The sequence below is a fragment of the Leptospira inadai serovar Lyme str. 10 genome (assembly GCF_000243675.2).
Taxonomy (GTDB): domain Bacteria; phylum Spirochaetota; class Leptospiria; order Leptospirales; family Leptospiraceae; genus Leptospira_B; species Leptospira_B inadai.
Genome location: NZ_AHMM02000005.1, coordinates 14923 through 33225, shown reverse-complemented (window position 1 = coordinate 33225; position 18303 = coordinate 14923). Strand labels below are relative to the sequence as shown.

Annotated in this window: 17 protein-coding genes; 5 read left to right on the top strand and 12 right to left on the bottom strand. The window is 45.6% G+C overall.

Features of this window, described 5'->3' with window-relative positions:
• Positions 1-64 precede the first annotated feature (64 nt).
• From LEP1GSC047_RS00545 to LEP1GSC047_RS00535, 3 genes are all read right to left on the bottom strand, one after another.
• On the bottom strand, positions 65-739 hold the full coding sequence (locus LEP1GSC047_RS00545; RefSeq protein WP_010417722.1) for a class I SAM-dependent methyltransferase: 675 nt from the start codon (positions 737-739) through the stop codon (positions 65-67).
• 44 nt (positions 740-783) lie between these two features.
• Entirely contained in the window at positions 784-1686 is a 903-nt protein-coding gene (locus LEP1GSC047_RS00540; protein WP_039933743.1) for a GGDEF domain-containing protein, read from the bottom strand.
• Between the two features lie 244 nt (positions 1687-1930).
• Entirely contained in the window at positions 1931-2890 is a 960-nt protein-coding gene (locus tag LEP1GSC047_RS00535) for a helix-turn-helix transcriptional regulator (protein ID WP_010417728.1), read from the bottom strand.
• Between the two features lie 286 nt (positions 2891-3176).
• On the opposite strand from LEP1GSC047_RS00535, the gene LEP1GSC047_RS00530 reads away from it, so the two are divergent.
• A complete protein-coding gene (locus LEP1GSC047_RS00530) occupies positions 3177-3593 on the top strand; it encodes an SDR family NAD(P)-dependent oxidoreductase (protein ID WP_238325495.1) in 417 nt (138 codons plus the stop codon).
• A 50-nt stretch (positions 3594-3643) separates the two neighbouring features.
• On the top strand, positions 3644-4468 hold the full coding sequence (locus LEP1GSC047_RS00525) for an alpha/beta fold hydrolase (RefSeq protein WP_010417733.1): 825 nt from the start codon (positions 3644-3646) through the stop codon (positions 4466-4468).
• 315 nt (positions 4469-4783) lie between these two features.
• Here the strand turns inward: LEP1GSC047_RS00525 and LEP1GSC047_RS00515 are convergent, their stop codons facing one another.
• Entirely contained in the window at positions 4784-5377 is a 594-nt protein-coding gene (locus LEP1GSC047_RS00515) for a YdeI/OmpD-associated family protein (RefSeq protein WP_010417739.1), read from the bottom strand.
• A gap of 15 nt (positions 5378-5392) precedes the next feature.
• Complete coding sequence (locus LEP1GSC047_RS00510; protein ID WP_010417743.1) at positions 5393-6220, bottom strand: carbon-nitrogen hydrolase family protein; 828 nt, start codon at positions 6218-6220, stop codon at positions 5393-5395.
• Positions 6221-6319: 99 nt separating this feature from the next.
• Here LEP1GSC047_RS00510 and LEP1GSC047_RS00505 point away from each other — a divergent pair, with 99 nt between their 5' ends.
• Positions 6320-6919: a hypothetical protein gene (locus LEP1GSC047_RS00505; RefSeq protein ID WP_010417745.1), complete on the top strand. Its 600-nt coding sequence runs from the start codon at positions 6320-6322 to the stop codon at positions 6917-6919.
• Positions 6920-7095: 176 nt separating this feature from the next.
• On the opposite strand, the gene LEP1GSC047_RS00500 is transcribed toward LEP1GSC047_RS00505, so the two are convergent.
• Complete coding sequence (locus LEP1GSC047_RS00500; protein WP_010417749.1) at positions 7096-8292, bottom strand: DegT/DnrJ/EryC1/StrS family aminotransferase; 1197 nt, start codon at positions 8290-8292, stop codon at positions 7096-7098.
• Between the two features lie 119 nt (positions 8293-8411).
• Here LEP1GSC047_RS00500 and add point away from each other — a divergent pair, with 119 nt between their 5' ends.
• Both add and LEP1GSC047_RS22445 read left to right on the top strand, forming a co-directional pair.
• Positions 8412-9731: an adenosine deaminase gene (gene add, locus LEP1GSC047_RS00495; RefSeq protein WP_010417752.1), complete on the top strand. Its 1320-nt coding sequence runs from the start codon at positions 8412-8414 to the stop codon at positions 9729-9731.
• Between the two features lie 98 nt (positions 9732-9829).
• Positions 9830-10159, top strand: coding sequence for a hypothetical protein (locus tag LEP1GSC047_RS22445; protein WP_010417753.1), 330 nt, complete (start codon positions 9830-9832; stop codon positions 10157-10159).
• Here LEP1GSC047_RS22445 and prfB read toward each other — a convergent pair.
• The 6 genes from prfB to LEP1GSC047_RS00460 form a co-directional block, all read right to left on the bottom strand.
• A complete protein-coding gene (gene prfB, locus LEP1GSC047_RS00485; RefSeq protein WP_010417755.1) occupies positions 10134-11237 on the bottom strand; it encodes a peptide chain release factor 2 in 1104 nt (367 codons plus the stop codon). The genes LEP1GSC047_RS22445 and prfB overlap by 26 nt on opposite strands.
• A 64-nt stretch (positions 11238-11301) precedes the next feature.
• Positions 11302-12147 (bottom strand): hypothetical protein, encoded by an 846-nt coding sequence (locus tag LEP1GSC047_RS00480; RefSeq protein ID WP_010417756.1) that lies wholly within the window; start codon positions 12145-12147, stop codon positions 11302-11304.
• Positions 12148-12150: 3 nt separating this feature from the next.
• Positions 12151-13422: a phosphoribosylamine--glycine ligase gene (gene purD / locus LEP1GSC047_RS00475; protein ID WP_010417758.1), complete on the bottom strand. Its 1272-nt coding sequence runs from the start codon at positions 13420-13422 to the stop codon at positions 12151-12153.
• A gap of 113 nt (positions 13423-13535) precedes the next feature.
• Positions 13536-16187, bottom strand: coding sequence for a valine--tRNA ligase (locus tag LEP1GSC047_RS00470; RefSeq protein ID WP_010417760.1), 2652 nt, complete (start codon positions 16185-16187; stop codon positions 13536-13538).
• Between the two features lie 297 nt (positions 16188-16484).
• The gene (locus LEP1GSC047_RS00465) at positions 16485-16889 is read right to left on the bottom strand and encodes an iron chaperone (RefSeq protein ID WP_010417762.1); all 405 of its coding nucleotides are present in this window, start codon (positions 16887-16889) and stop codon (positions 16485-16487) included.
• Positions 16890-16924: 35 nt separating this feature from the next.
• The gene (locus tag LEP1GSC047_RS00460; protein WP_010417765.1) at positions 16925-17665 is read right to left on the bottom strand and encodes a TetR/AcrR family transcriptional regulator; all 741 of its coding nucleotides are present in this window, start codon (positions 17663-17665) and stop codon (positions 16925-16927) included.
• Positions 17666-18303: the final 638 nt, after the last annotated feature.

Sequence of the window (18303 nt, the reverse complement as noted above, 5' to 3'; positions counted from 1 at the left end):
AGTAATGTCGAGGCTATTAGAATTTCGGCGTTATGATAGGAGTGAACGATTGATAATTGTCACTCTAGTTCTTGAAAACGACCCAGCCGCAGACGTGCATTGCTTGAAAGACTTGTTGTGCATTTGAGAATCCGGCCGCATGAAATAATTCCTGATAACGAAATTCGGAAATCCGATGCAGTCGTTTTACTCGTTTGATATACAATTTTAATTCGCTTGATTTCCATTCTTTAAAATTTTTTAAATAAGATTCTGCGGAACGGAAAATAAAATCCCGGTTATGTGGTGAGGGGTCGCAGAGGTCGAATAATATGAATGTACTTCCGGGCTCGAGTCTTTTTGCAATTTCTTGTAATAGGGAAAGTTTGGCGCCGTCGTCGGGGAGAAAATGGAGGACGAACAATAATGTCGCTCCCGCATAAGCGATATCGACCGGCAGATTCTGAACGGTGCAACATTCGAATCTCAATGAAGGGTACTTTATTTTAGCCTGGGAAATCATTTCCGGAGAAGGATCAACTCCGGTGATGGAGTATCGATCCGGTGCGACTTCTAATAATTTTTGAAAGTCCGCACCGGTTCCGCATCCCGCACAAAGTATCCCGGAATTTTCCTTTACGAATTCTAAAAGTAGCGTCGCCACTAATTCCTGAACCCCGTCGTAAAACGGGATCATTCTTACGATTCGCTCGTCGTAGGCCTTGGCTCGATCGCCCTCGAAAGATTCCACGTATTCCATATACGTAAGAAGAGAATCTTCCTCTCGATCTGTCTCGTACGATTTTAATCTTTAGTTCCGGTGGAAACGACTCTGTTTCTACCGGATCGCTTTGCGATGTACAATGCGGAATTTGCCGCGTAGATGAGCTCATCTTCGGAAGATCCGTCGGCAGGAAACATTGCGACTCCGGCAGAAAGAGTTCCGGTAATCGGATCGGCGAAATTCTCCACAAAAAACTTAGAGAATAACTCTCGAATCCTCTCGGCCCGTTCCAAAACGATTTTTCTTTCCGCTCCCGGTAATAAAAGCAAGAATTCTTCTCCGCCCAACCGGCAGGCGATATCGCTCTTTCTCGAATTCTCCAAAAGGATTTTCCCGATTTCGGCGATAAACATATCTCCTTTGCTATTTCCGAAAGCGTCGTTGATTCCTTTCAATCGATCGATATCCATGAGTATGATACCTATCGAATGGCCGTTTCTAGTAGCCTTGGAAAGCTCCGCATTGAATGTTTCCACCATGTAATTTCTATTAAACAATCCGGTTAATGGATCTCTAATTTCGAGTTCTCGGATCTTATTTCTATCCCGACGATTCAAGGACTTTAATCTACTTAACGTAACTTCAAGTTTCCGAAAATCCGTTTTGTCTTGGAATATATAGGCGGTTAAAGTTTTTTCCGGAAAATCCGTTAAACGGATCGCGGCAACTTTAACTTCGAATCGTCGCTTACTTGTGGAGGTTCTTAAAAAGATATGGACGGCGTCGCCCGGTGCAAGGAGTCGGAGAACCGGATACCAATCTTTTTCCAGCAGGGAATCGTTTTCGGAAATTAACTCCAATTTCCTTGCATTGGAATTAAATTCGATAAGCCTCCCGTGGGAATCCGCTAGAATAACCGCGTCCGTAGTAAGCTCTAAGAAATTTCTAACTTGAGTATGTTCGCTCTCTGGATTCAGCAGCATAGAAGTTCTTAGCCTGGGAGGTTCTCTTATTAGAAGGCAGAAGATTCGAAAATCTACGATTTTGGAGTCGATTCCTGCCATCCACGAATCGCTTTTTCCCGAAATTTTAAGGACTTCGGACTAAAATATTTCGATCGAATAATAATAAATCTTAAATTTTGCATTCTGGGATGGAACGGTTCCTAATTCAAGTGGAAGACTTTTTATAGAGGAGACCGGGGTTTTGCGATAAACGGCGGAAATTTCAGGAATCGGAAGGTTCGTATAGACTCAAGAGTTCCTTCGCTTTCTTAAGGATCGATTCTTTCAATTCCGGCGGATGCAGTACTTCGATTTCGGATCCGAAGCGCATCAATATTCCTGTTGCCCAATCCTGGGTTTCTAGATCCAGCTCCAATTCGCTCCAACCTTTTTTGGGAGGAAACGTCTTAGTGATTTTGGCGTACGGAATATTCCGTATCCGCGGTTCCAAGGCGGTTGTGATCTTAATTCGAACCAGATATCGCGGCAGTCTGGATTGAAAATCCTGCAACCACACTTCCCAATATTTCGCAAGATCGAATTTTTTGGGACGATCGAACCTTTCTTCCGTTAGGCGAGTATTTCTAATTCGTGATATTCTGTAGATCCGGATCTCCCTGCTTCTTCGAGCGACTAAATACCAGACCGTGTCCTTTGCAACGAGTCCTAACGGTTCCAAAAGTCTGGGCGAAGTCTGGCCTTCTTTTTCGTACAATATTTCTATTTTTCGATCTTCCCAAATCGCATCCTGTAAAATCGGAAGCTGAGGAAGATCCCGTATCGCTTGGTTCCAACCGGCTCCGTCGATATGGATTCTTTGACGAACCGTCTCGGCATCTTTTTTATAGGCCGGCGGTAATGCTGCCAAGAGTTTTAAGAATGCGGAGTCGAAATCCTTTTTTCTTCCTAGATCTTCTAAGATTCGAGACGATTGAAGAAGAAACAAAGAGAGTACCTCTTCCCGTTTCATCCCGGTTAAATTCGTTCTGTACCCGTCGCTCAGAACCCAACCGCCTCCAACACCTCGTTCGGCGTAGATAGGAATTCCTGCGGCGGAAAGCGCTTCCATATCCCGGTGGACGGTTCGTTCCGAAACTTCTAATTTGGAGGATAGTTCCTTTGCAGTGGTTTTCCCCTTGGCTTGGAGATGCAAAAGAATATTTAAAAGACGATCTGCCCGCATCCGATAATCTTATTGGCAATATATGACATCCTATGTCATATATTGCAATCTTATATTCAGAGGACAGAAGACAGAGGACTGAGGACAGAACATTGGTGAGCCGAGTTTCCACGTTCTAGAGAAAAATTCCTGCATTACAGTAGATATCTCCTCTACTTCTATAACCTTCACAACCTCTAGCAGCTTCTGTCTAGCGCGAGCGAAGCGAGCGCATCTGTCCTCTGTCCTCAGTCCTCTGCAAGCGAACGCGTCTGTCTTCCGTCCTCTGGATTAAATATGACAGATTATGACAACTAGGCTGTCGTATACTTTTGTCATGATTACAAAACCGTTAGGCGGTAAGATCGCTGTCGTTGCGGGAGGAACTCGGGGAGCTGGTCGAGGCATCTCGATCGCGTTAGGCGAATTAGGTTGCACGGTGTATGTTACGGGTCGCACTAGTCGGAAGTTGAAGTCCGAGCTAGGGCGAACGGAAACGATCGAAGAGACCGCCGAGAAAGTTTCTCAAGCCGGTGGGGTAGGAATTCCTGTCCGAGTGGATCATACGGATCCTGAGCAGGTAAAATCCCTCTTTGAAAAAGTTAAGAACGAATCCAAGGCCGGCTTAGATATTCCGGTCAATGACGTTTGGGGAGGAGATCACTTAGCTACGGCTTTGTCGATTCGGACGGTTCGCGTCTGCATTGGGGAAACTATTATCTAAAAACGTTCGGTGAGAGTTGCGATTAAAAAAAAGGATTCAGGATTTTATAGATGATGATGATAGCGTGTTCGGTGTTAGGAATCGTATTTTGTAGGGGAACTTCTCGGATTATCGAAGGACCGAAAAGTAAAATCGCGTTCGAAGACGAAGGAGAGGGTGGAATACCCGTCATTCTTTTGCACTCGTTGGGAGGAGAAGTTTCTCATTGGGAAGACGTGAGGCAAAGATTGTCGGAGAGTCGACGAGTGATCTCGATCGAACTCCGAGGGCATGGTCGTTCCGGTCCGCCTGAAGATGGAGATTTTTCGATCTCCTCAATGACAAAGGACGTCGCGGCGGTCGCTAAATTCCTGCACTTGAATCGATTCGTCTTGGTCGGTCATAGCATGGGAGGCTCCGTCGCTCTCGAGTTCGCGGCCAAACATCCGGAGCAGGTGCTCGGTCTTTTTCTCGTAGATTCCGGCGGCGACCCTAAGGGAATTCCGGACGGCATTCGCGACGGTGTAAAGTCGGCTTTACATTCCGATGCGTACGAACAAACGACTCAAGGATATTGGGAACAACTTCTTGTTAAATCGAATCCGACGGTAAAGACAAAGATTTGGAATCAGTTTATGAGCATGCCGAAGAAAACCGTAATCGGAGTGACCGAGACTCTGTTGGATTACGATCCGAGCCCTGCTTTGAAAAATTTTTCCGGACTTTTATATGCTGTCGTTACGACCGAAAATAACGGTCCATTATCATTGCATAAATTAGGTTCCGGATTTCCGTATGCCGTCGTGGAAGGAGCCGGTCATTGGTTGCATTTGGATAAGCCGAATGAATTCTTCACGCTCCTAAAAGGATTTCTGGACGATATTCATGGGAGCTGATCGAAATCGGCTTATTCGGGAAAGGTTCGGCGGCATAGATCCAAAGCTTTTATAATCGAGTCTTTGGATAAGGCCGGACCTTCCGGTTCCTCGGCAGCTAAATTTTTTAGTCGCCTTCTCCTTCGTCGATCATTTCCATAACTCCCACGAGCCGGGGCCGGGAAAAAAGGAGATCCCTGCTTTTGCTTTGCTTCCGGACGGAATTTCAACGAGTGTACGGATCTCGTCCGGAGGATTGGAGCCAAGGCCGGCTTCGTGCCAGGGATGTAATATTTTGGTCTTTGAACTTAACTTTCTCGGCCCGAAAGCGGGAAATTACGACTTCTTATTATGAATCTTCTCGTTGCGTTCCAGCATCTCCACGAATTGTGTAAGTCGCTTGATTCTTGTTTCTTCTTTTTTAGCATTATGAATTCGAAATAATATCGCGTATCGATTCGCGCTGTCCAAAGTTTCGAAGAATGCTTTCGCTTTTTTGTTTTTTTCCAAAGCCTGCTTTAGATCTTCCGGTACGGTGATTCGTCCTTGGGATTCGTACGCTTTTTCCCAAGATCCGTTTTGCCTCGCATTTTCTATCGCTTTCAGCCCGGCGGATTTCATTTTGCCCGAGGCAATTAATTCTTCCGCCTTAGTACGATTGATCTTGGACCAAATGCTTTTCTTACCTCGGGGAGAAAACTTCTGCAGCCAATATTGTGCATCCAGCGGTTTTTTTTGACTATCGATCCAACCGTAACAAAGAGCGATTTCAATCGCCTCTTCATACGTTATCGTTTTTATTCCGGAATCTTTTTTAGCGAATTTAAGCCAGATTCCGAGAACGGCGGAATGATTTCCTTTCAGCCATTTTTCCCATTCTTTTCGGGAACGAAACTCGGTCGTGGGAATTTCTTTGGATTCCTCTTTCATAATGCTTTTATACCTCTACTTTTCCCAATCGGCAACGAACTTACGATGTTTTAAAGAAGGGATTTTCTTTCTAGCCGTCCTAATTTCATCCGTATCGATATCAGCATAAATAATTCCTTCCTCGATTCCCGATTCGGATAAAATTTCTCCCCAGGGAGAAACGATCATGGAATGCCCGTATGTTTCTCTTCCCGTTCCATGCAAACCCGTCTGCGCCGGTGCGAGAATATAGCAAAAATTTTCTATTGCCCTAGCTCTTAAAAGCGGCTCCCAGTGAGCGATGCCTGTCAGTTTCGTGAATGCGGACGGAACGAATATGATCTCCGCTCCTTTAGAAACCAAGGCACGGAATAGCTCGGGGAAACGAAGGTCATAGCATATTACGGTGGAAATATTACCTAAATCGGAGGAAAAGAATATCGGTGAGGGCTCCTTTCCCGAATCGACGCTTCTAGATTCCCTGTATTCGACTCCGTCTCCCGGATCCGTATCGAATAAATGAATTTTATAATATCTGAATATTTCTTTTCCGTCCGGTCCGTAAAGGGCGGCGGTGTTCAGCACTTTTCCGCTCGCCGTCCGGACAGGATATCCGCCGCCTAAGAGATAGATGCGATGTTCGCGGGAAGTTTGACCGAGAAAACTCTCGGACAATCTTTGGATCTCCTCCCCACGTTCCAATTTTTCCTTTTCCGATCCGAGGAAAGGAAAATTTTCGGGAAGGCCGATCAGTTTTGCTCCTTTTTCCGCCGCGTTTCGAATAGACTCTCCTGCCTTTCCTAAATTGGCGGAAGGATCTGCATTACTATTTAGTTGTATTACCGCAGCCTTGTATTTAGCCATGATTGAACTGATCTTATTCTATCGCCATAAATTGGAAAGCGATTTGCGAGAAGCAATCTGCTTGCATGTAAATCACGTAAAAGGATTCTGTTAGAACGTATGGCATTCCCGCTTAAAGAGTTTCAATCTTTCCAAAAGTTCTGCGTCGCAAACGGTCATCCCGAAAATCCTTGGGCGTTGATCTATCTGCTCTTAGGTTTTTTAAGCAGCGGAGAAGGCGCCTTGAATGCCGTTCAGGAATCCTGGATGAAGGGATTTTCCGAATCGCTCTCCGAGGAAAAGCGAAAGGAAGCTTCCGACAAGATTTTGGAACTTGCGGACGAACTTTTGGACTGTCTACGCGGATGGAGGGAACTTGCCGAGGAAGAGGGAAGCGAAGCCGTCATGGAGGAAATTTTAGAATTGGGAGAGGCGGTCCTGCTCGAAACCAGGGAAATGGGAGAATTCTCCGCGATCGTGCGAGAGGAATCCATGGAGATCCTTTCCGATCTTTGCTCCACCTGCGGCGTAACTATTCCGAAAGGCGGATACAAAAAAATCAATCTGGTCGATTTCGACGACGCCGAGATTGCCGAAGAAGTGGAAGAATGGATATTGGCCTTAACATCCTTTGATAAGGCGCAAGAAGCGAGCGAACTGGAAGCAGGCATACTCGTATTGTTCGTAAAAGTATTCTTATTCTTCGTCTTCTTTACTTAAATTGCACTGCGGTTTTAGGATTCGAAAGAAATCGCGAAGTGCAGCTGCAGACGTGATCTCTCGAACGATTCTTTCCTTCAAGCGGTTTAAAGATCGCTGAATTTCGTCCTCTCAATCCGAAGAAATCCGATCCCGAGTAGCAAGTTGTGATCGACTAGGCTGGGCGTCTCTTGCCGTCAGAACTTCGAAAAGATTTCCCGAATTGCGGAGACCACATCCTCTATGTCTCCGTCGCTCATTCCCGGAAACAGAGGAAGGGACAATGTTCTCTGATACATCGAGTCGGCATTCGGATAGTATTTCTTTTCAAAACCGAACCTTTGATAAAAAGAATGTTCGTATAGAGGAATAAAATGCAGGCTAGAACCTATATTTCGTTTCTTTAATTCGGAACATAAGATGTCCCGATCGATCTTTCCGTTTACGCGATCGACTTCTACTCTAAATAAATGCCAGGAATGCTCTCCCGATTTTGCCGGTAAAGGCAAATGAAGAAAAGGTAATTCGGAAAACTCGGAACGATAAATATCCGAGATCAGAATTCTTCGTTTCCAAAGTTCGTCCGCTTCGGATAATTGAACGACGCCGATTGCGGCCGCGATATCGCTCATATTATATTTGAAGCCCGGGGAAACCACTTCGTAGTACCAGCCCGGACGATCGAAGGTTTCCCGATTGATCCCGTGCAATCGCATCAGCTTGATCCGCTCCGCAAAATGAGCATGTCGAGTCGTCACCATGCCGCCCTCACCGGTAGTAATTCCTTTGGTGGCGTAAAAACTGAAGACGGTAAAATCCCCGTGAGTTCCTACCTTTTCTCCTTTATGAGTTGCGGGGAATGCGTGAGCGGAGTCTTCGATTACGTATAGATGATACTCGCGGGCGATCGCATTCAAGGCATCCATGTCGCAGACGGCTCCGGCTAAATGGACGGGCATTAGAGCTCGAACGGTTTTCCCGGTTTTTTTATGAACCAAATTTCCCTTAGTGGAAACGCATTCCCGGTCTATCGCTTCTCTCAATGTGCTTTCGGTCATCAGGTTGAAAATAGGATCCACGTCGGTCAGGATCGGTTCGGCCCCAAAGTAACAGATCGTCTCCGCCGTTGCGGTAAACGTGACCGCCGGAACGAAGACCGCGTCTTCGGAGCAAAGTCCGATAGCCTCTAACGCTAAATGAAGACCTGCGGTGGCGGAATTTAATGCGAGTGCGTATGCCGAGCCGGTGTATCGGGCGAATTCTTCTTCGAATTCCTTCACTTTCGGCCCCGAGGTGATCCAGCCGGAGCGGAGTACGGCGGCAACTTCTTCGACGGCTCTTTCCGAGATCAACGGTAGTGCAAAAGGCAAGAAAGTCTTTCTCGCTGTTATCATGCGACAAAATCCTCCGGGGCTTCCTATAAGATCGGCGAATTTTTGGAAAAGATAAGAGGAAAACCTCCGGAATCTTTTTCCGAATTGAAATCCAAGAGGCGGTTCCCTATTCTGCTCCCGTGGGTTTAACCTTCGCCGACATCCTGGATAGAATCCGGATCCTCGACCGTGACGTAACGGAACTGAATCGATTAAAAAGTCGGCTTCCCGCCGACAGGCCGTATTCGTCGTCCCTGCAAATTTCCTTCGATAAACAGATCAATAACCTACTCAACGAACGGATTCGACTTCTGGAATTAGAAGTCGATCGGCCTCCTTCTTGGCTCCTCGGTGATTCGGAAGCGCATGAATCCGGTAGGTCTACGGCGTCGGCGCTATTGGAACCGGCGGATCTTTCGGGCCAAAAGCTTCAGGACCAAGACGTCATCAATTTTATTCGGGAACTCCCTAAGACCGAAATCCATTTGCATCTGGAAGCCTGCGTAAATAAGGAAACCATGAGGAAGCTGATGGTGAAGAACGGCATTTCGTTAAGCGACGAAGAGTTCGAGGCCAAGTTCAATTTCAAGGATCTGAACGGATTCATTCAAGTATTCTTCTTTATCCAAAGCTTAGTTAAAGAGCCCGCGGATTTGTATTATTTTGTTGGCAGTCTTGCGGAATACATGAGGACCAATAATATCCTCTATACCGAGGTTTTCTTTGCACCTTCCAAATTTATCCAGAACGGCTTGGATTTCGACGAAATGGTCGGGCAACTCGTGGAAGGAATCCGTGAGGAAAAAGCGAAGGATGGGATAGAAATTCGAATTCTGGTCGATGTTTCCCGTTCTTTCGGTCCCGAGAATGCGATGAATAATCTCAATCGGGTTCTCAAGCTCAAGCAAAAGGAAATTATAGGAATCGGATTAGGCGGTGCCGAATTAATGGGCCCTGCGCGGGATTATGCCGAAGTCTTTAAAAAAGCGAGGGAAGCGGGGCTTCGAGTCGTCGCACATTCGGGAGAAGACGACGGTCCATGGGCGATTTGGGAAGCGGTGGAACAATGTAAGGCCGAACGTATCGGCCATGGTACTTCCGCGATTCAGGACCCGGAATTGGTCAACTATCTCCGCGAAAACAGGATCCCGATCGAAATCTGTGTGACGTCTAACGTGTTTACCGGAAAATACGTTAGAAAGGAGCAGAACCATCCGGTACGATATTATTACGATCAAGGGTTGCCTCTTTGCATCAATACGGACGATCCCGAAATCTTTAACGTCAATCTTACTTACGAATATTTTAAACTTTGGCGCTTTCTAGACTTTTCATTGGAAGAAATCATAGATCTTGTTCGACAAGGCGTCTATGCGACCTTCCATCCGCAAAAAGAGACTTTGTGGAAGGGAATGGAAGTTAAAATCAAACGGGCCAAGGAAAAATACGGAATTCGCTAGTTCATCGCTTATCGTTCACGAAACTAGATGCAACGGTTTGGTGAACAACTGAAACCTTCGAATCGGATTTTTAACGTTAGAAATACTTTTATGAGAATATGTTTCGGGATGCCAAGCCGTTGGGACGTTACGCATCGCTTTTTTTGGCTCCGATCGCTTCCATAAATATAGTCGAGGTTTCTATGAAAATCGGTTTATCCATCGCCGGGGTTATACTCCTCTTATTGATCGTATTTCTCGGATACATGGGTGCTTTTAATACGGTGGAAGTTCGAGAAGAAGTTCAGGGACCGTTTTATGTGATCTCTCATCATCAAACCGGAGAGTATCGAAAAGCGGGGGAAACGTTTGTTCTCGGCTGGAACGGATATCGGTCCGGGGAATCGATATATCATCGATTCGTTAGAGGGTTTTTAAGTAAGCCATAATAAACGGTTCTATGTCCCCGTCCATAACCGCCTGAACATTTCCGGTTTCATAATCCGTTCGATGGTCTTTAACCATATTATAAGGATGGAATACGTATGAGCGGATTTGATTTCCCCAGGCGATGTCTTTCTTTTCGCCGGATTTTTTTTGCAGATCCTCTTTTAATCGCTCCTGTTCCATTTCATATAAACGCGCCTTGAGCATCTTCATCGCAGTATCGCGGTTTTTAATTTGCGAACGTTCATTTTGGCAGGCGACGACGATCCCTGTCGGAATATGCGTCATTCGGACTGCCGAGTCGGTAGTGTTGACGTGTTGTCCGCCGGCACCGGACGAACGATACACGTCGATTCTCAAATCCTTATCTTCGATTTTTATATCGATATCGTCGTCCAGCTCAGGACTGACGTGAACCGAAACGAAAGACGTATGTCGTCTTTTATTTGCGTCGAAAGGGGAGATTCGGACTAGTCTATGAACTCCGTTTTCGCATTTCAAAAAACCGTAAGCGAAATCCCCGATTACATGGATCGTCGCATTCTTGATCCCGGCGCCTTCACCTTCTTGAAAATCGACGACGCTGTACTGATATCCTTTCTTATCGAAGTATTTTAAATACATTCGAAAAAGCATTTCTGCCCAATCTTGACTTTCGGTGCCGCCTGCGCCGGGATGAATATTCAAGAAGGCGGGCTTCATATCCTCCGGTTCGTTCAGTGCGCCGAGGAGTTCTAATCTTTCAAATTCGTCTTTTAGACGGGAATATTCCGTACTAAGCTCTTCTACCCCGTCTTCCCCTTTCTCTTCGAAAGTTAATTCCACCAAATCCGGAAAGTCGTTGATGTCCTGTCGGATTGCGATCCAGGGCGCAAGTTTTCGTTCTAATTCGGTTTTTCGTTGGCTGATTGATTTTGCCTGATCCGGGTTATCCCAAAACGAGGGATCGGATATTCTATCGTTAAAGGACTTTAATTGATCTTGATCCTTATCCAGATTCAAGAGTTTCCATCGATTCAGGAAATTCTCCTGTAATTCTTTAGAGAGACGTTTGAGTTCCTTGGCGTTTTTAACTTCCATGCGGATCGATTTTTACTGCTTTATAATAAGATGTGTGAAAAAGAGGGAAGGAAGAGCCGGCTCTTCAACGGAAAAGAAAGTCTTCGCGTTCTTCCCGTTCCACTTCCCAACTAAATACGGTGTCCCGTAATTGGGGCGTGTTGCCTTCCACAGTCGAGACGAGATCGAACTCCTCTCTTTTGCCAAATTCCTCCGGGGTGCGTTTTAGGACAAGTTTTCCCGAACGAATTAGATCTAAAACATGCAATAAGAAAGGATCTCTCTCTACCCGCTGGAGCTCCTTCATGGCCGTATAGAAAGGAGTGATTCCCTTATAAAACCAGTCGGCGACTTCATCTTTTCCCGGAGCCCATAATTGATCGATCCGAATGACTTCTTCCTGGACCAGACTCTTTCCTTGGAAGGGTTTTTGCAGATGTCGGCATTGAAAATAAAGCTCGTGATTGATCTCTCTGGGAAACGTTTTCCCGTATCCGGCTCCTATCCATTCGATCCAAGCTTTCTTTTCCTTAGAAGGCAGGGGAGGAATCAGCGCAAACAGATAATTTTGATTTCGAAATACTCTAGAATGCGCTAAAAAATCCAGGACTTCGTAAGGAACCATAAAATGTCCCTTCTGCCATTCTAAAACGACGGGTATATTGTCGACGTCTAGATATTCTTGGGGAGTCTCCCCTTGGACGACATCCCCGAACTGCGTGAGAATATAGATAAAGGAAAGCAATTCTTTCCTACTCATTCTTCGAATTAAGTTTTCCGAATCTAGTTTGGATCGTAAGGAATTTCGAATTAAATTATATTGTTCTATCGGATATTGATGAGGAGATAAAATGACCCCTAGATGCTTCTCCAACTTGCGCAGGCTGACCTGATCGATTAAATCTATATTTCCAGATACGAGAAACGGCATAGTCTACAATGCTTTGTGAGCAATATCCTTTCGGTAGAAGGTTTTGGGCGCGTCGAGTTTGCTTAAATAAGAATAAGCTTTTTCTACAGAATCCTTCAGATTCTTTCCTCGGGCCGAAACTCCTAAAATTCTTCCACCCGTGGAGATTATGTTTCCATCCTTTTTTGAAGTTCCTGCATGAAAAACTACGATATCTTTACTACCCGTTTCGGGGATATTTAAAGGAATATTCTTTGCATAAGATTCGGGATAACCATCTGCGGCCAAAACGACCACGGTAGATGCACCCGGTAGAATGCTCGTTTTTACGCCGGAGAGGTTTCCTTTGGCGCTTGCCATGAAAATCTCCAATAAGTCGCCGTCCAGCATCGGAAGCACACACTGCGTTTCCGGATCACCGAAGCGGCAATTAAATTCCACTATCTTCGGTTCTCCCTTAGGAGTGATCATTAATCCGGCGTACAATAGTCCTTTATAAGGATGACCTTTTTTTCGGAATACTTCGAACATCGGATCGAAAACGGTTCGATTAATATTTTCTAATGTTTCAGACGTGATGATAGGCGTCGGACAGTATGCGCCCATGCCTCCGGTGTTCGGACCCTTGTCTCCGTCATAGGCCCGCTTATGATCCTGTGCGGCGGGAAGAGTAAAATATCTGATGCCGTCGCTTATCGCAAAGATGGAAGCTTCTTGACCTTCCATAAATTCTTCGATAACGACTTTATTTCCGCTAACTCCGAATTTCTTATCTAAAAAGATTTCTTTGAGCGCGATCACGGCCTCTTCGATCCGAAAACAAACCGTGACCCCTTTTCCTGCTGCGAGCCCGTCCGCCTTAATTACGATCGGAACTCCCTCTTTTCGGGTATAGGCCAAGGCGGACTCGAAATCGGAAAAAGACTCGTATTTTGCGGTAGGAACTCCCGCCTCGTTCATTAAAGATTTTGCAAATTCTTTGGATCCCTCCACCTGCGCACAGTAAGCGGACGGCCCGAAAGTCGGTACGTTTATTTCCTGAAGCCAATCGCAGATACCGTCCACTAAGGGATCCTCGGGTCCGACTACGACTAGGTCATATCCCCCTTTTCTAACGAACTCTTGCACGGACGTTTTTTGTTTTAAGTCTAAGGAATCGATGGGGAGGAGTTCCTCTTCGGGAAAGCCGCCGTTTCCCGGAAAAACATGGAGGGAGGTCAATTTTGAAGATTGCCTTAGTTTGTAAGCGATTGCACTTTCCCTACCGCCAGAGCCGATTAAAAGAACACTAGACATAATATAAAAGACCGCTCCAAGATTCTTACTATGCGCTCAACAAACCGAAAAGGACGAAAGAAGAACGCCTTTTTTGAAATAAATCGAATTATGAAAAACTTATAAATACCGTTTCAGTAAGAAAGCTTTTCGATTCCCTTGCGAATGATTTCCACTTTTTCCTTTAAAAGCCGGAGTTTTTCCTTTTCCTTTTCGACGATGTCCGGATTCGCTTTCGCAAGAAAATTCGCATTTTCGAGCTTGGAAGAAAGTTTCTCCTCTTCTTGCACGGTTTTTTGAAGTTCTTTTTCTAATCTCGCTTTTTCCTTTTCAAAATCGATCATTCCGGCAAGGGGAAGAATCACTTCGCCGAATCGAAACGCACCGACCGAATCCGTTTTTTCGATCGAGTAAGCCTCGTCTACGCGAATGTTTTCCAACCGAGCCAGCTGTAAAATCGAAACTTCAAAATCTTTAACGGAAGAGGCGACTAACGGATTGGTCGATTTTAATATGGCCTGGCATTTTTTATCCAGAGGAACGCCGTTTTCCGCTCTTTGTACGCGGATTTGCTTGATCGCTTCCTGCATAATAGTGGTCTTAACGACTCCCTCGTCTTCCGCCGAAGCGGAATATTTGGTCGGAAAAGGTGTCCCGATCAGGAATTCTCCCTCTCCGAATACCTCATGGATTTCTTCGGTTAAGAAAGGCATAAAAGGATGCAATAATCCTAATGCTTGAACGAGAATGTCCACTAACACTTGCTTGGCGACTTCCTGGGATTCGGGTCCTAATTTACCGTAGATCCTCGGTTTTACGAGTTCGATGTACCAATCGCAAAAATCGCCCCAAACGAATTCGTAAATTTCGGAAGCCATTTCAAAAAAAAGAAATTTGGAATAGGCTCGTTCGTAGTTGGAAAGAGTTTCGTTGAATTTGTGCAGGATCCATTTGTCCATCGGTTCCAATCTGGAGCCGTAAGAAGTTTCTAGTTTCTTCTTTTGGAATCCTTCCTCCAAGTTCATCTGAATGAATCTGCTGGAATTCCAAATCTTATTGCAGAAAGAGCGGTAACCGTCCAGTCGGCTTTCGTCAAAGAGAATATCCTTCGCTTCGGGAAGAGTGGCGGCCAAGAAGAAACGGAACGAATCGGTTCCGTATTTGTTCATCATATCGAGAGGATCCACGACGTTCCCGACCGACTTGGAAAATTTTTTTCCTTCCTTATCGCGGACGAGCGCATGGATGATTACTTTTGCGAAAGGGGATTTTCCGGTAAATTTTTTGCCCATCATAATCATGCGGGCTACCCAGAAAAAGATGATATCGAAAGCGGTAACGAGAACTTGCGTCGGATAAAATTTCTCGAAATCCGGTGTACGTTCCGGCCAACCTAATGTCGAAAACGGCCAGAGTTGGGACGAGAACCAAGTGTCCAATACGTCGGGATCCTGCTCCACGTCGCGAGAGCTGCAATTCGGGCAAACTTCTACTTTCGATTCGGAAACTTCCGTATGATTACAATTTTTGCAATGATATGCGGGAATTCGGTGTCCCCACCAAAGTTGCCTGGAAACGCACCAGTCTCGGATATTGTTCATCCATTCGAAAAAAGTTTTTTCCCAAAGCTTAGGCGCGAATTCCGTTTCTCCGGAACGAACCGCTTCGACGGCTAGATCCGCGAGGGATCTCATTTTGCAGAACCATTGTAGGGAAAGATACGGCTCTATTACCTCTCCACCTCTGGAATTATGCCCTATAGAATGAACATGATCTTCGACCTTCTCGACCAATCCCGCCTCTTCCAGATCCGAGACTATCTTTCTGCGAGCGACGAAACGATCTAGTCCCGCGTATTTTCCCGCCTGTTCGTTTAGAGTGGCATTCGGGTTCATTACGATCAACGGCTTTAAGCCGAGACGTTGTCCTGCTTCGAAGTCGTTCGCGTCGTGGGCAGGAGTGATTTTCACCAAACCGGAACCGAAATCCTTATCTACGAAACCGTCGAATACGATCGGGATCGTGCGATTTGTGAGCGGGAGCTCCACCACGGCGCCTTTTAAATTTTTATAACGTTCGTCATCCGGGTGCGCGGCGACTGCGACGTCCCCGAACATGGTTTCAGGTCTAGTCGTAGCGACGATAACGTATTTTCCCGGCTGTCCGACGATCGGATACCGTAGATGGTATAATTTGCCTTTTGTTTCCTTGTATTCGACTTCCAAGTCCGAAATCGCAGTCAGAGTTTTAGGACACCAGTTGATGATGCGTTCTCCGCGATAAATCAAGCCTTCGTCATATAGGGATTTAAAAACCGTAACGACCGCCTTGGATAGGCCTTCGTCCATAGTGAATCTTTGCCGCGACCAATCGACGGATTCTCCTAGCAGTTTTTGCTGGTTACGGATCAATCCACCCGAATGTTCCTTCCACTCCCAAACCTTCTTTTCGAATTCTTCCCGGGTAAAATCGGTGCGTTTCTTTCCTTCTTTTGCCAATTCCCGCTCGACTACGACTTGGGTTGCAATTCCGGCATGATCCATTCCCGGAATCCAAAGCGCCGCTTTTCCTTTCTTCCGTTCGATTCGAATGATGATATCTTGGATCGTATGATTCAGAGCATGTCCGATGTGGAGACTTCCGGTCACATTCGGAGGAGGTATTGCGATCGAAAAAGAAGGGGAAACTGCTTGGTTCGGGCAAAAGCTTTTACGTTCTTCCCAGAGGGAAATCCATTTTGGCTCGACGCTCGCGGGTTCGTAACGATCGCTTATCTGCTTCTTCATGGCCTTCGTTCGGATAGATTTTTCTGCGGAAGGGAGAGGTCAAGTGAATAGAAACTCTGCGATTCGAGTCTGAGAATTCGCCGTTAATTATGTCACATTCTTTTTTAGTAGGACACATACCGTTATAAAGAAGAATTGCGATCCGGGAAACCGGATTCGATGCAGAGCTCGGATTTCATTCCGATAAGCCGTTTTCTTGTGAAGAGGCGGGAGTGGTTTTGGGGAATACGACCCGGAAGAGGATCGAACAACTTCGAAGGTCGTATTCCCTTTTAAGAAGGAAAGAGTAGCCGCCTATCAGTTTCGTTTCGATTTATCCGCAAGAGCCTTCTTTAGTAAGGTTTTCAGATAGACCATCGGAACCTTATCTTTGTCTTTTAAGTTGATACAGGTTTTTCCGCTGGCAATACCGCTAGCTTTTGCACGGAACGCTCTAACATAGGATTCTTCCGGAAAGTAAATGGAGAGATAGTTCTTCTGGTTCGCAAAAGAAATACTTTTTCCGTTCCTTTCAAAAGTAGGCATCTTATATTTCAGACTTTCTCGAAGGTCGGGATATTCGGTTCGCATAAAATCGAGTAATTCCTGCATTCTACTTTTCCGAATTTCGGACGACCGCTTAATATAATCTTCAATTCCGGAATCGATCGGAGTTTCCCAATCGATTCTAGGAAGGGTAGGAACAAGAGCATAGAGTAGCATATTCTATCCTCGGCAATCGAGTTGCCGTTGGCACGTTAACTGGCATTCGCCACTAATGGAGTGGGTTCCGAGAAACTTTCAGCGATTGGTTCGGGTTTTCTAAATAATTTTGATAACTCCGTCCATTCGTTTCGATCGAAATAATCCAATCCGCCTTCCGGACATCCGAGCAATCCTTCGATCGTTTTATGATACGAAAGCATTAGCTCGTATATCTCATCGTCGCTCTCTTTGCTCTTTCCTAAAAGGAAGAAAGCGACTCTTTCTCCTAACGCATCGGAAAGATCAAAGATGATGGAAGTTAAATGGTCCGCTCTTAACTTGCTTTGCAAGGAGCCGTCTTGTTGGCCTTCCAACGTTAAGGACACGAAAAGCGGAAAACTAAGATCGACGGATTTTCTATGAATCTTGTCTCTCAATTGAAGGTTGCCCGCCGAAAAGAGCGATTCCAATAAGAACCGAATTTCCTCCGCTTTCCCTTTCTTCCAATTATGAGTCACGATCAAGGCTCTCCGAATTTTATCCAATCCTGTTCCCTCGTTTCCAAGGTCCCCGATCTCCGCTTGCATTGTAGAGTGAGCTTCTTGAGCAAACTTTACTGCAATCTCTTCCAATAATTCTTCCTTTGATTGAAAGTGGTGATAAAACGTACCCTTCGCGATATCAAGTGCGGAGAGAATATCCTGGATCGATGTTGTTTCGTATCCTTTGGCAAAGAATAGCTTTCTGGATTCGTTAAGAATTCTTTCTCTTGTGGAAACTTTAGCTGGAATCATTCGAGTTCTCCATTCAAACCGACCGTCGGTATAGACCGACGGTCGGTTTGAATGTGCCCTTTCGACAAGTTTTGGTCAAACTCTTTTCCAGTTTCCCACTAAAAAAAGTACACAGGAAACAAACATAAGATTTATTGTTTCCTGCCTTTCTGTCTTGCAGAGGACAGGTGTCAGAAGACAGAGGACAGAGGACTGAGGACAGAGGACAGAACATTGGTGATCGGAGATTCCACGCTCTAGAGAAAAATTCCTGCATTACAGTAGATATCTCCTCTACTTCTATAACCTTCACAACATCGAGCAGCTTCTGTCTTGCAGAAGACAGAGGACTGAGGACAGAACATTGATGAGCCGAGTTTCCACGCTCTAAAGAAAGATTCTTGCGTTACCGTAGATTGTTTCCTCTACCTCTGCCGCATTGCCAACCTCTAGCAGCTTCTGTCTAGCGCGAGCGAAGCGAGCGCATCTGTCGTCAGTCTTCAGTCCTCTGGAAGCGAGCGCATCTGTCGTCAGTCTTCTGTCCTCTGGCAAGCGAACATAGTTCGGCCTCATTGTCGAGAAAAATCGGGTATAAGGGGTCATTTTGATTAAAAACGTTGAAAAATTGCGCCGCTTCCAGCCTATTTTGTACTCTTTTT

What these genes read in the sequence shown, in the direction of transcription:
- LEP1GSC047_RS00480 (WP_010417756.1), bottom strand. Translation starts at nt 12,147, where the DNA reads ATGCCGTTTCTCGTATCTGGAAATATAGATTTAATCGATCAGGTCAGC.
- LEP1GSC047_RS00530 (WP_238325495.1), top strand. Translation starts at nt 3,177, where the DNA reads ATGACAACTAGGCTGTCGTATACTTTTGTCATGATTACAAAACCGTTA.
- LEP1GSC047_RS00525 (WP_010417733.1), top strand. Translation starts at nt 3,644, where the DNA reads ATGATGATGATAGCGTGTTCGGTGTTAGGAATCGTATTTTGTAGGGGA.
- LEP1GSC047_RS00470 (WP_010417760.1), bottom strand. Translation starts at nt 16,187, where the DNA reads ATGAAGAAGCAGATAAGCGATCGTTACGAACCCGCGAGCGTCGAGCCA.
- LEP1GSC047_RS00465 (WP_010417762.1), bottom strand. Translation starts at nt 16,889, where the DNA reads ATGCTACTCTATGCTCTTGTTCCTACCCTTCCTAGAATCGATTGGGAA.
- LEP1GSC047_RS00545 (WP_010417722.1), bottom strand. Translation starts at nt 739, where the DNA reads ATGGAATACGTGGAATCTTTCGAGGGCGATCGAGCCAAGGCCTACGAC.
- LEP1GSC047_RS00500 (WP_010417749.1), bottom strand. Translation starts at nt 8,292, where the DNA reads ATGATAACAGCGAGAAAGACTTTCTTGCCTTTTGCACTACCGTTGATC.
- LEP1GSC047_RS00460 (WP_010417765.1), bottom strand. Translation starts at nt 17,665, where the DNA reads ATGATTCCAGCTAAAGTTTCCACAAGAGAAAGAATTCTTAACGAATCC.
- LEP1GSC047_RS00515 (WP_010417739.1), bottom strand. Translation starts at nt 5,377, where the DNA reads ATGAAAGAGGAATCCAAAGAAATTCCCACGACCGAGTTTCGTTCCCGA.
- LEP1GSC047_RS00505 (WP_010417745.1), top strand. Translation starts at nt 6,320, where the DNA reads ATGGCATTCCCGCTTAAAGAGTTTCAATCTTTCCAAAAGTTCTGCGTC.
- prfB (WP_010417755.1), bottom strand. Translation starts at nt 11,237, where the DNA reads ATGGAAGTTAAAAACGCCAAGGAACTCAAACGTCTCTCTAAAGAATTA.
- LEP1GSC047_RS00510 (WP_010417743.1), bottom strand. Translation starts at nt 6,220, where the DNA reads ATGGCTAAATACAAGGCTGCGGTAATACAACTAAATAGTAATGCAGAT.
- LEP1GSC047_RS00540 (WP_039933743.1), bottom strand. Translation starts at nt 1,686, where the DNA reads ATGCTGCTGAATCCAGAGAGCGAACATACTCAAGTTAGAAATTTCTTA.
- LEP1GSC047_RS00535 (WP_010417728.1), bottom strand. Translation starts at nt 2,890, where the DNA reads ATGCGGGCAGATCGTCTTTTAAATATTCTTTTGCATCTCCAAGCCAAG.
- LEP1GSC047_RS22445 (WP_010417753.1), top strand. Translation starts at nt 9,830, where the DNA reads ATGTTTCGGGATGCCAAGCCGTTGGGACGTTACGCATCGCTTTTTTTG.
- purD (WP_010417758.1), bottom strand. Translation starts at nt 13,422, where the DNA reads ATGTCTAGTGTTCTTTTAATCGGCTCTGGCGGTAGGGAAAGTGCAATC.